Raw genomic sequence first — 12,278 nt, 5'->3', positions numbered from 1 at the left:
CCGCCGCACCACTGATATCCGGATTCACCAGCCCGACTCGGCAACATTCGGCTGCGCCGAGGGCGGTTCGTCGTGATTGAACTGCTCGACGCTGGTGAACTCCAACGCCGTGGCGGCTTCATCGGTGAGTTCGGCGCGGGCACGGGCCCGCGCGGCGGGTGGTTCGGTGGAGACCTCGGGTGCGGTCGGGATCATGTCCTGCACATCAGGCATGCCGGGGATGAATTCCGAAAGCCGCGGCAGCCGTGACTGTTCTCGCGTCAGTTCGGCAACCATCTCTTTGGTCCTGCGGTGGACCTCGGCCGCGGCCTCCTGTGCCGCGGTCGTGACCGCCTTCGCGATCTCGGGGTAGGTCAGATCATCGACGTCTGCGGAGAAACGCGTCTCGATGACAACGCCTTTGGCATTGACAACCACGGTCACCCGCTTGCCCGCCGCCGATGCCGACGCCATGATCTGGGCTTGTCGATGCTGCGCGCGCTGAATCGACTTGATGCCGGCCTGGACCGAATCCATCAGATCGGCCAACCTGGCTTTCGCCGCCTCGTTCGCCACTCCACGTCTCCTGCCTCGCCCCCGCTCGCGCGTCCGACGTCGCTGCGATGTCTACTCGCGGAAGGTCGATTCGTTGAGGACGTCCATGGCATCGAGCAGGTCGGCGCCGCCCTGCAGGCCCTCCGAATATGACTGCAACAGCTTGATTCTGGAGTCGAGGACACCGGTGAGGTTCTCATCGGAAGGCTTGTAGCCCTTGTCGCCCGCGAAATGGTCGCCGAATTCGTCGGAGCCCCACTTCCCCCAGTGCTTGCTCCGTGCGGCGTCCAACGTCGACAACACGTTCTGGATATGCCCGGCAGCGGTATCCAGGTCGCCGGCGATGTGGCGCAGCTGTGGGGAGGTCACCTTCACTTCGTCAGCCATGCCAAATCCCTCACCGTGCGTCAGAACTCAACTCAGGTGATCATCGCACAAACGTCATGTGACACGAAAGGGAATCAGCCGCGAAACGCAGGATTCGATTCGGAATTCCCGGATTTCGCTCCGAATCGGTCAGTGCCGCAGCCCGATCGGTTCGAGACCGTGATCAAGCCTGAACGGAGCCGTGCCGCTGTTGGAATCGCCGTTCGAATTCGGTGATGTACACCGTTGGCGCTACCGATGACGAAGACTGTTCCAGTACACCGTCGTCGGCAATGTAGAAGATCGCGCGGCCGATCGAGATCTCACCGGGCCGGGTCGGCACGTAGACCATCCAGCCCACGTTGATCCGGTCCGCGCGCAGATCTTGCAGCGGGTAGCCGGTGGTGTCCATGCCCTGGTCCAGGATGAACTGCCGCACCTGCGCGATCGCGTCTTCCTGCGGCATCGGTTCCGGCAGCGTCATGGTCACCCCGGCCAGCATGAGCTGGTAGAGGGCGCTGTCGATGTCGAAAGTGCTGTCCGCGCCGAAGACACCGACGATCGTGTCACGTGTGACGACACCGACCTCAGCGGCCGACACCAGGGTGGCGACCGCAGCACGCTGCTGGTCGGTCAGCTCGTCGGCGACCAGGCCCGAGACCACGTCCACCACGGTCTCGGTGCTCCAGACTCCCGGAATCGCCGCGGCGAGCTGATCCGAACCCGGCGAGTCGCCGCGATACCAGTTGCCGCCCTCCCACCAGTAGCAGAACGACAGCAGACCATTGGCCGCACGGGGATTCAGCACCGGGTTGGCCACCCATTCCGGTGCGCCCGCGTAGACGTCGGGCAGCGGCTCGTCCCTGTTGTAGGCGGCATCCAGCTCGGGCGCGTTCCACACACCGCCCGACAGCACGGCCCGTCCGCCCGGCAGCGCATAGAGTGTCGAGCCGCTACGTTTGGCGCCCTCGAACCAGTTCAATGCGGGCAGCACCCGCGGTCCCCACTCTGATCCGGCCGCGACGAACGCTGCCGCGATCACCGCCCAGCGCGCCGACATAATGGGTAGCGCTGGAAAATCCCGCTCGGACAACACACCTCGCACACCGTTCTCCCGGTCGGCGCGTGCCTGTGCGGCCGCGACCTGCGCTGGGCGCGACTGCCGGTCGCCGTGACCGACGTAGGCGGCCAACCACACCGGCAACGAATCGTGCGGGTACACCTCCATATCCGCCAGGTACACCTCCGGTGGGAACAGCTGATCATCCGGAAACGGTTCGTCGCCGTAGTCGTAGTCGACCTCGATCTCGCCGGCGCTCGACAACGTCAGCAGCAGCCGCCACCACGGCCCGTCACTGAGCTGCGCCGAAACATGCCGCTGCTCACGAACCAGTGCGAGCACCTCATCGGTCGGCTGCACACGCGCCGAGCGCTGCTGATCGTCGGCAAAGACCACCTGCGCCAATTCCGCGTCGGTGGTCAGCACGAACACCGCCTCCAACTGCCGCCACCCGCGCGGCCCCAAAGTCGCAAGGCTACGGGCGATCTGGTGGCTGACCTGCTTGGCCCGCTCCGCGACATCGACCGTAGGCGCACTCTCGACCAGCGAGAACCCGACATCAGGATCGTCGCCCGCCTGCTCTTCGAAGGACTTCATGAACTCGGCCATGAAGTCCGCATCGGTGTCGGGGGTGGCCTCGGGTGTGGGGCTGACCGACGCCTGGTCATCGGGTCCACGATCAGCAGACGCCCGTTCATCGGGTCCACGACCAGCAGACACCTGGTCATCGGGTCCACGACCAACTGACACCTGGTCATCGGATGCACGACCAGCAGACGCCCGTTCATCGGATGGCTGCTCGATAGGCGCGCGGTCGTCGAAAGTCTGACTGTCAGAGGTCCATCCGACGGGCGTCCGATCGTCGGATCCGCGGTCGTTGAATGTTCCGTCGGCAGCAAGTCCGCCCGTCACATCGGCGTTGTCGTCACCCGGCTCGGCTGCTGCCTCCACACCGTGTTCGCCCGGCGGCACCGCGCCTGCCCCCTCGTGTCCCGGATCCGACTCGTCGCGGGCCTGGTTGTCAGGTACCTCGTCGCCTGGTCTGGTCACGTCGCCGCAGTCTCCCTCATCTGCGCACCGCAGGCGGCCCCACGCGGGAGGCACCGCTGTGCCCGAGAAGTATTACCGCTCCCATCCTGGCACAGCGGCCCTGCAAACGACCGCCGAACCTCGGCAGGACCTCCGCCCGGGGTACAGCAGTTTTCGTGAGTGAGTGGTATCTGATTGCGGCGAACGACGAGCAGGAGTTTCGATGGTGTGCCACTCGGGGCGATGCTTCGAGATCTGGTCAGCGGGTGAAGATTCCGGCGCGACCTCCTCCGGCGTCTCATCCGGGTGGGGCGCGCTCGGCGGATCCTCCTGCGGATGCCGCAAGCCGCCGCCGTCGGGCGTAGGTTCGACAGCCGCTTCGCTACCCGAACCACGACGATCCAGGTTGGATTCGGCAGCACGAATCGAGCCGTCGTGATGAAAACGCCCGGCTAGTTCCCGCCGACTACGACGATCCGCGGCGGGTCACCATCGACCACGCCGACGCGGCCATCGAGCCGGCCGGCACCTTCCTCGGCGAGGGCTTCGCGCTCCATCCCCTGTGCCACCAGCTCGTCCAGCCACGCAACGTCGGCCCCCGCCTGCTCGAACCGCTCGGTTGCCCGCGCCAGGTCGGCCGCAGAACCGCTGGCGAAGTTGTCGAAGCTCTTGGACCCGTTCTCTATGTTGGTAACCACTTTCTCGCGCGCCACCTGATAGTCGTTCTCGCCCTCGGAGAACTGGTGGCCGAGCTTGTCCGCACCCCATGTCGCCCCGCGCCCGGCCAGCGCGGCCTCCAGTGTGACAAGCACGCCGTCGACGCGATCGCGAGCATGCCCGGTCTTCAGCGCGGCCTTCTCGAACAGGTCCGCATCATGCTTCAGGTCATCGGCCACCGCGTCGCTCCTGATGTTCGGATACTGCGATTCGACGATGACACCCATCGACGACGCACCCGTTGCCCCGAAATGAACGGGGAGGGCCGTGGCAATGACGCCGAGCTCGGTGACGGGTGGCAACCTCGCTGCGCGCCGGATGGTTTCGGACCGCGATCACCAGCGCACGCTGCCCGCTTTTGTGGCAGACTCGGCGGGCATGGATGCGGCCGATCGACGACCGTACGCGGAAGGTTGATGCGGGAGTTGGGATCGCGATGGATCTGAGCTCGATCGAGCGCCGAGTGGCTGCGGATCGAGGGGCGGCGAGAGACCGGTCGATCGAAGCCCAGCTGCGATTGGCCACGTCGTTGGTCGAATTGGCCAAGGAGTTGGTCGCCACGAAGAACGGCTCCGGCCGTGACCGGACCGCCGAAGCCTTGGCGCCCGCACAAGAAGCAGTCGCCATTCGGCTGCACTGGCTGACCGCCGGGCAGGTGTCCGCACAGTTTGCGGGCGAGGTGCAGGACGCGCTGCGCGTGTTCGAACAGGCCGCTCGTCACATCGGCCACCGCGAACTGGCGGCAAGCACTATCCGCAGCGCCTGTGGCGCCTATCGGCAAGTGGCGCACACCCATCCGCAGGCGGCTGGCGTGTGCGCCGACGCGCTGTCGAAGTGCGGTGTGTGGTTGTGCAGGCTGGATCCGAAGACCGCTGTCGCCGCGTCCGAGGATGCGGTGCGGATTCGCAGCAGGCTGTTCGCGGCGAATCCGGATCAATCCGGCAAGTACCTCGCCAGTCTGAGCACGCTGCTGCGCACCCTCATGGTCGGCAGACAGCGCAAGCAGGCCATCGCGATGTATCGCGAGCGATATGCGGCACTGACCTCGCCCGAAATGACGACACAACTGCGCCAGACGCGCATCGAGGACATCGACCTCACCGTCAAGTCCTATAGCGCGCTCGCGAAGCTGGATTGCCCGACGCTCGAACGCGCCGGACGGCTGACCCAGCAGCAGATCCTCTACCAAACCGCGGGCGACCTCTCCACGATCGAAGAGATCAACTGGAAACTGGCCCTGGTCGGCATCAAGCCGTTGACCCCCGGCGCGATGCCCGATCCGCCGTCGCGGCCGGTCGAGATCGCCACGACCTTCGGGGCACTGAGTGTGCGCTGTTCGGCCGGTGACGCCGTCGCTCAGGTCCGCGCCGCGGTCATCGCCGCGTATGCGGCCGACGGTGCGCAGCCCGCGATCGGCTCGACCCATCTCGGCGGCGTGGAAATCATCTGGAGCGCAGCCGATCTCGAACTGAATTCGGCGACCGAGCTGGGCGATGACATGGTGCTCATCGAACAGCCCTACCCGGGCTCGGTGACTGTGATGAGCCTGAAGTGGGAGCTGGCGAATGTCGGCAGACATCCACTGGCGCTGCAGCTTTCGACCCGCTGGCCGGTGATCAGCGTGGCCGCCACCGAGAACATGGCCTATGAACTGTGCCGGTACGAGGGTGGCAAGGCCACGCAGTACGCCGCCCTCGGCCGACCGAGCGGACAGGCGCCGCTCGACGAGCCGCTCGCGCCCATGGATTTCGCGACGCTGGCCGACTACGGCGCGGACTATGCGTCCGAAACCCAGGTCCGCGCCGCATTCGGCAATTCCCCCATGTTCGCCAAGCTGACCCACCTGCCTGCCAATGGGATTCGGCAAACCGCCGAGACAGTGCCGCACACCGACCTGTTGTTCTTCAAGAAGGTGAAAACTCCCGAACCGAGCTGAGACGGCACACCCACCGCTGCGTCGGCCGGACCGCACGGCATGATCACCGATGTGCGAGTCCTATTACAGCGAGTGTCCGCCGCCCAGGTGACAGTCGACGAGGAGATCGTCGGCCGGATCGATCCTGCCGCCCACCATGCGCCCCACGGGCTGGTCGCCTTGGTCGGCGTCACGCACGGCGACACCGACACGACCGCGAAAGCCTTGGCGGACAAGGTGTGGCGGCTGCGCATCCTCGACGGCGAGCGCTCCGCCGCCGACCTGGTCGCACCCATCCTGGTGATCAGTCAGTTCACCCTTTACGCCGACACGGCGAAGGGCCGCCGCCCCTCCTGGAACGCCGCCGCACCCGGTGCGGTCGCCGAACCCATCGTCGACGCGTTCGCCCAGGCATTGCGCGATCTGGGCGCCACCGTCGCCACCGGCCGCTTCGGCGCCCATATGCATATCGACCTGACCAACGACGGACCCGTCACCGTGCTCTTGGAGGGCTGATGCCGGCTCACGCGGACAGCAGCCAGTCGGCAATGTCGGCGACGACCTCGGCATCCACGTGGTGGGGCCGGGTGTAATCCTCGGGCAGCGACGGACCGGTCCCCGGGAACCAGAGATGATCGTCGGCGGGATAGGTGCGAATGGTCACCTCCGCGCGGTCCGCGAGTCCGGCCTGCCATCCGGCCAGGTCGTCGGCCACAGTGACCTGATAGTCACGCTCGCCCTGCAGAATCAACATAGGCTTGCGCAATGTCGCCGCGACCGCGACCGGGTCGTAGGCCCGCAGGTCCAGCCAGTATGCGGCCGACATGCCGAACGGCAGCCGCACTGCCGGCGTCGCCGGTGAAAGTTCCTGGCTGTCGACCATTTTCGCCTGTTCGATGGCCGTCTCGAGCGGTGGCAACGCCGCGAGTGCCGCCGGATCGATCTCGGCGAGGCGCCGAAGGACACGCACGATGGACCACTGCATCGGCTGCGTATCACCGGAAAGGATCACCACGCCCGCCACCGATGGCGCTGCCGCGGCCACCCGCGGCGCAAACTTTCCGCCCATGCTGTGTCCGACCATGAACACGCGCCCGGCATCGATGGCCCGTAGCCCGCTCAGCATCTCGATCGCCGCGACCGCGGCCGGCACATACTCGTCGCTCGGTGTGAATTCGGTTGTCGCAGCGACCTTCTCCGCATGTGCGAAAGTGGCCTTGTCGAAGCGCAACACCGCTATTCCGCGGCTCGCCAACCCCCACGCAAGATCCTTGTAGATCTTGTTCGGCCCCACAGTGCCATCGGCGTCGAACGGCCCACCGCCGGCCAACAACACCACCGCGGGATGCGGACCGTCGCCATGCGGGATGCTCAGCACGCCCGACACTGCGAATTCCCCGGACCCCACGGTCACCGCCCGCTCATCGAAGACCTCGGGATTCGCATACTCCGGCGCCTGCCACGACGGCACATCCGTGACGGCCGACTCGGGTCCATTCATCGTGTCCTCCACAACCCTTGAGCATTCTCAACTTTGAGAACGGTATCATAAGTGAGAACATTCGGATATGGACTCCCTGGAGCTGCTGGTCCACCCGGTGCGATTGCGGATCGTGCATGCAATGTCGGGTGGCCAAACCCTGACAACGGCACAACTGTGCGCCCGAATGCCCGATGTCTCGAAGGCCACCGTCTACCGCCACGTCGACCTACTGGCAGGCGGCGGCATCCTCGAGGTCGACAGCGAACAGCGGGTGCGCGGCGCGGTCGAGCGCCACTACCGGCTGCGCAGGGAACGCGCGGTGATCGACGCCGACACGGCCGCATCGGCGACCACGGACGACCATCGCAGGATCTTCGCCGCCGCGATGGCTACGCTGCTCGCGGAATTCAACTCCTACCTCGATCGTGCCCAGGCGAACCCGACCGAGGATTTGGTCGGCTACCGGCAACACGCCGTGTGGCTCGACCACAATGAGCTCGTCGACCTGATTTCGGTGCTGCGTGCCGCGATCATCCCCCGACTGAAAAACCCGCCCGCACCGGGCCGTTCGCAGTACCTGCTCAGTCCGATCCTGTTCCCGATCGACGAGCCCGAGGTGACCACCGAGGTTGCGCCGGCTGGAAAAGCACACAAGACCACGTAGTTTCGGCGCGAACACCGGACAACCGATCAGGCGACGGCCGTGCGCTGTGCACAGGCTGAATCGTGGAGTAGCCCAGACAAACCACACGATCGGGCCAGGCCGATGCCGGCAAGCACGGCCGGGACCTCCAGCCAGCACGATGGCCCGGAATACCACCGGACAGGCAAACTCGAGGTCCTATGGTGGAGGGATGGACGGCGAACTACACGCCCGTGCGGCCGCCTCATTCGGCGCACAGGCCTCCGCGTATGCCGAACATCGTCCGGACTACCCCGCGGCAGCAATTCATTGGGCTCTGGAGCCGCTCGGGCGTCAGCACTCGCTCGTGGTCCTCGATCTCGGCGCAGGCACCGGCAAGCTCACCGCAGGTCTGCTCGGTGCAGGAGCCGAGCCGATCGCCGTCGAGCCCGATGCCGAGATGCGCAGTGAACTGATTGCGCGTTACCCCGACGTGACTACGCTCGCCGGTGCCGCGGAGTCCATTCCGCTGCCGGACAATTCGGTAGATGCGGTGCTTTCCGGACAGGCATTCCACTGGTTCGACCAGGAGCGCGCCTTCCCCGAGATCGCCAGGGTGCTGCGCGACGGTGGCGTGTTCGCCGCACTCTGGAACACCGACGACAGCACGGTCGACTGGATCATCGGCCTGCAGGCGGTCTCCCGGCCGAGAGTCGCAATTCCGCCACCGAAGCCTGGTGACCAGCTCCCGAAGCACTCGCTGTTCCTCGACTTCGAGCGAGCCGAATTCCCGCACGCACAGCGGCGGACCGCCGAATCCCTCACGACCACAATCGGAACCCACTCGCACACGTTGGTGATCACGGCACCGGAGCGCGCCGAGCTGCTCGGCCGAATCCTCGACTACCTGCGCAGCAGGCCAGAGACCGCCGACGGCGAATTCGACGTGCCCCTCGTCACCGACGTCATCCGCGCCGTCCGCAGGACCGAAACCCCGGCGCCCCAGCGCAAATGAAGCGCTACGCCATCCGGATCCGCCGCAGCCCAATGGAATTCGAGTAGTTCCCTACTCAGGTGAGTAGTCGACGATGCGACATACGATTTCTACATCGTCAAAAGTTCATCTCGAACAGGGAAAGAAAACCACTGACACACCACAGCGTTCGAACCGACTGCTCGACCGAAAGGCGAAGCCGGACGTGCAGACGCGGGTGGAAGGAACGACGTCACCGATCCAGCGATGAGCTGGGGTATCGCCCGGTGACACCGGCTGATCGACCACTGTGTCGACGCGGGTGTCGCGAGGCGTAATCGCCCTGCGGACTACCCGCGGCGTCGGTGCGTATCGGGCCTCGCCGCGTAGCGTCCACCCGCCCTCGGTCGTCGATGTCGGTGCACCCCAACGTCGGAGCGCCCCGAATGTCGACGCTTTGTCAGTGTCGGTGTGCCCTGGGTATCGGCTCGCCGGGTCCGTCGTCGATGTCGGCGGATGATCGACATCGGTGCACCGTCAACGTCGGGGCATCGGTCGATGTGCCGCTTCATCATTGTCGAAGTGGCGCCGATCTCAAATCTCTGTCGATGTCGGAGCGTGTTCGATGTCGGAGGATCGTAACTTGTCGATGTCGAGGCACCGCAAAAGTTCGGCGCCGCATAATGTCACGACGCCACCAATGTGGGGCATCGTCGATGTCACTGACGCCAACGTATTTCACGGTCAGTCGGCCACCGGGGCCGGTCGGTCAGCTATTCCGGACGCAACGTCAGAATGCGCGGTCCGTCTTCGGTGACGGCAACCGTGTGCTCCCAATGTGCGGCACGGCTGCCGTCGATGGTCACCACGGTCCAATCGTCGCCGAGCACCTTGGTCTGGGTGGTGCCCAACGTCAGCATCGGCTCGATCGCAAGGACAGATCCGACAACGAGTTTCGGCCCTCTACCCGGGTCGCCCTCGTTCGCGAGGAACGGATCCATGTGCATTTCGCGGCCGATGGCGTGCCCGCCGTAACCGTCGACGATGCCGTAGGCGCGACCGTGCTTTTCTTCCGCGGCGCGGGTGCCGAGCTCGATGGCATGCGAGACGTCCGTCAGCCGGTTACCGGGCAGCATTGCCTCGATACCGGCCTCCATGGACAGCTTGGTTGCCTCGCTGAGCAGCCGATCGGCGTCGATGATCGGGCCGACGCCGAACGTCCACGCCGAATCACCGTGCCAGCCGTCGAGAATCGCGCCACAGTCGATGGAGACCAGATCGCCGTCGGTCAGGATCTCATCGGCGGTCGGAATCCCATGCACCACACGGTCGTTCACCGATGAGCAGATCGAACCGGGGAACCCGTGGTAGCCCTTGAAGGATGGCACCGCACCCGCATCGCGGATCACCTGCTCGGCGACCTCGTCCAGCTCCAGGGTGCTGACACCGGGCTTTGCGGCATCGCGCACCGCGACGAGCGCGCGGCCGACGATGGCGCCTGCCGCCGCCATGGCGTCCAGCTCGCCCGCGGTGCGGAACGGCACCACCTTCTTGTTCTTACGACCGAAAACCATGACGGTTCAGTGTCCCATCGCTGGTGCGGTAAGCGGCATCAGTGGCCGAGTGCGCGCAATGCGCGGGCGTTGACCTCGTCGACCTCGCCGACACCGTCCACGGTGACGACCAACCCGTCGTAGTGCTCCAGCAGCGGCTCGGTCTCGTCCCGGTACACCCGGAGCCGGTTGCGGATCACGCCTTCGTTGTCGTCGGCGCGGCCACGGGCCAGCATCCGCTCGACCACGGTGTCCTCGGCAACGACGAAGCACAGCACCGCGTCGAGCTTGGTGTCCATGTCGGCGAGGATCTTCTCCAGCGCGTCGGCCTGATCGACCGTGCGCGGGTAGCCGTCGAGCACGAAACCGTTGACGGCGTCGGGCTCGGCAACGCGGGCCTCGACCATGCGGTTGGTCACATCGCTGGGCACCAGATCGCCGGCGTCCATGTACTTCTGCGCTTCGCGCCCCAGCGGGGTCTGCTGGCTGATGTTCGCACGGAACAGGTCTCCGGTGGAGATGTGCGGGACGCCCAGCTTTTCCGAAAGCAGGACGGCCTGGGTGCCCTTGCCTGCACCCGGCGGACCGAGAAGTACAACTCTCACTTGAGGAACCCTTCGTAATTTCGATTCATCAGCTGGCTCTCGATCTGCTTCACCGTGTCCAAGCCGACGCTCACCATGATGAGCACCGCGGTGCCGCCGAACGGAAGGTTCTGCGCACCACCGGACGAGCCGATGTCGAGGAACAGATTGGGCAGCACTGCCACTAGACCGAGGTAGATCGAGCCGGGGAGGGTGATGCGGCTCAGCACAAAATTGAGATAGTCGGCGGTCGGCCTACCGGGGCGGTAGCCCGGAATGAATCCGCCGAACTTCTTCATCTCGTCGGCGCGTTCCTCCGGATTGAAGGTGATCGCGACATAGAAGTAGGTGAAGAACACGATCAGACCGAAGTAGATCGCGATGTACACCGGGTTGCCCGGATTCACCAGGTATTTCTGGATGATCTCCTGCCACCAGCTCTGATCGGTCGTCCCCTTCGACGTTGTCAGCTGGGCGACCAGGTTCGGCAGGTACAGCAGTGATGACGCGAAGATCACCGGGATGACGCCTGCCTGGTTGACCTTCAGCGGCAGATAGGTCGAGGAGCCACCGTACATCTTGCGGCCGACGACTCGCTTGGCGTACTGCACCGGAATCCGGCGCTGGCCCTGCTCGACGAAGATGACCGCGCCGATGATGGCGAGCGCGGCGGCGCAGACGAGGCCGAAGACCAGTGGGCCACGGCTGTCCAGAATGCCCTTGCCCTGCGACGGGATACGGGCGGCGATACCGGAGAAGATCAGCAGCGACATACCGTTGCCGACGCCGCGCTCGGTGATCTGCTCACCGAACCACATCACCAGTGCCGCACCGGCGGTCATCACCAGCACGATGATGATCATGCCGAAGATGCTGGTGTCGGCCAGGATGTCCTGCTGGCAGCCCTGCAGCAGCTGACCGCGGGCCGCGAGCGCGACCAGACCGGTGGCCTGCAGGATCGCGAGGGCGATCGACAGATACCGGGTGTACTGCGTCATCTTGTTCTGGCCTGATTGGCCTTCTTTTCGCAGTTCCTCGAACCGCGGGATGACCACGGTCAACAGCTGAATAATGATGCTGGCCGTGATGTAGGGCATGATGCCGATCGCGAAGACCGACAACTGCAGCAGTGCACCACCGGAGAACAGGTTGATCAGCTGGTAGATACCGCCGGACTCACCGCCGGACACCAGGTCGATACATTCCTGGACGGCCTTGTAATCCACACCGGGGGACGGCAGCGCGGCACCCAAGCGGTACAACGCGATCAACCCCAGCGTGAAGAGAATCTTCCGCCGTAAGTCCGGAGTCCGGAAGGCCGATACGAAGGCGGAAAGCACAGATCCTCCTGGCGAACGACATGGTCATGCCATGGATATTTCAGCGATGTCCTGGTCGGAAGGCGCCGGTATCCCATGACGAGGCTTGGCAGACAACAATTG

The 12,278-nt window shown here is 65.2% G+C and carries 12 protein-coding genes; 4 read left to right on the top strand and 8 right to left on the bottom strand.

Annotated features, from left to right (window positions below; translation table 11 throughout):
• Positions 1-24: 24 nt before the first annotated feature.
• The 4 genes from OHA42_RS09665 to OHA42_RS09650 all read right to left on the bottom strand — a co-directional run bounded on the left by OHA42_RS09665 (position 25) and on the right by OHA42_RS09650 (position 3,933).
• On the bottom strand, positions 25-555 hold the full coding sequence (locus OHA42_RS09665; protein ID WP_406236310.1) for a YbaB/EbfC family nucleoid-associated protein: 531 nt from the start codon (positions 553-555) through the stop codon (positions 25-27).
• A gap of 51 nt (positions 556-606) precedes the next feature.
• Complete coding sequence (locus OHA42_RS09660) at positions 607-921, bottom strand: hypothetical protein (protein WP_406236308.1); 315 nt, start codon at positions 919-921, stop codon at positions 607-609.
• Positions 922-1,084: 163 nt separating this feature from the next.
• Positions 1,085-3,010, bottom strand: coding sequence for a hypothetical protein (locus OHA42_RS09655; RefSeq protein ID WP_406236306.1), 1,926 nt, complete (start codon positions 3,008-3,010; stop codon positions 1,085-1,087).
• Between the two features lie 431 nt (positions 3,011-3,441).
• Positions 3,442-3,933 (bottom strand): hypothetical protein, encoded by a 492-nt coding sequence (locus tag OHA42_RS09650; protein ID WP_406236304.1) that lies wholly within the window; start codon positions 3,931-3,933, stop codon positions 3,442-3,444.
• A gap of 236 nt (positions 3,934-4,169) precedes the next feature.
• Here OHA42_RS09650 and OHA42_RS09645 point away from each other — a divergent pair, with 236 nt between their 5' ends.
• Positions 4,170-5,642 (top strand): hypothetical protein, encoded by a 1,473-nt coding sequence (locus tag OHA42_RS09645; protein WP_406236302.1) that lies wholly within the window; start codon positions 4,170-4,172, stop codon positions 5,640-5,642.
• Positions 5,643-5,693: 51 nt separating this feature from the next.
• A complete protein-coding gene (gene dtd, locus OHA42_RS09640; protein WP_406239248.1) occupies positions 5,694-6,137 on the top strand; it encodes a D-aminoacyl-tRNA deacylase in 444 nt (147 codons plus the stop codon).
• A gap of 7 nt (positions 6,138-6,144) precedes the next feature.
• On the opposite strand, the gene OHA42_RS09635 is transcribed toward dtd, so the two are convergent.
• Positions 6,145-7,122: an alpha/beta hydrolase family protein gene (locus tag OHA42_RS09635; RefSeq protein ID WP_406236299.1), complete on the bottom strand. Its 978-nt coding sequence runs from the start codon at positions 7,120-7,122 to the stop codon at positions 6,145-6,147.
• Between the two features lie 67 nt (positions 7,123-7,189).
• On the opposite strand from OHA42_RS09635, the gene OHA42_RS09630 reads away from it, so the two are divergent.
• Entirely contained in the window at positions 7,190-7,768 is a 579-nt protein-coding gene (locus tag OHA42_RS09630) for a helix-turn-helix domain-containing protein (RefSeq protein WP_406236297.1), read from the top strand.
• A 190-nt stretch (positions 7,769-7,958) separates the two neighbouring features.
• Positions 7,959-8,741 carry a class I SAM-dependent methyltransferase gene (locus tag OHA42_RS09625; RefSeq protein WP_406236295.1) on the top strand — a complete coding sequence of 261 codons (783 nt, stop codon included), beginning with the start codon at positions 7,959-7,961 and terminating at the stop codon, positions 8,739-8,741.
• Between the two features lie 731 nt (positions 8,742-9,472).
• Here the strand turns inward: OHA42_RS09625 and map are convergent.
• Genes map through secY form a run of 3 tightly spaced genes read right to left on the bottom strand, consistent with a single transcriptional unit; the run spans position 9,473 to position 12,176 of the window.
• On the bottom strand, positions 9,473-10,273 hold the full coding sequence (gene map, locus OHA42_RS09620; protein ID WP_406236293.1) for a type I methionyl aminopeptidase: 801 nt from the start codon (positions 10,271-10,273) through the stop codon (positions 9,473-9,475).
• A 38-nt stretch (positions 10,274-10,311) separates the two neighbouring features.
• On the bottom strand, positions 10,312-10,857 hold the full coding sequence (locus OHA42_RS09615; RefSeq protein ID WP_328409234.1) for an adenylate kinase: 546 nt from the start codon (positions 10,855-10,857) through the stop codon (positions 10,312-10,314).
• Entirely contained in the window at positions 10,854-12,176 is a 1,323-nt protein-coding gene (secY, locus tag OHA42_RS09610; protein WP_406236290.1) for a preprotein translocase subunit SecY, read from the bottom strand. Before secY ends, OHA42_RS09615 begins: the two co-directional genes overlap by 4 nt.
• Between the last annotated feature and the right edge of the window lie 102 nt (positions 12,177-12,278).

Origin of the sequence: Nocardia sp. NBC_01009, from assembly GCF_045208035.1 — a bacterium.
Taxonomy (GTDB): Bacteria; Actinomycetota; Actinomycetes; order Mycobacteriales; family Mycobacteriaceae; genus Nocardia.
Note: the sequence above shows the minus strand (reverse complement) of the source record. Positions and strands in the feature narration are given on the sequence as shown.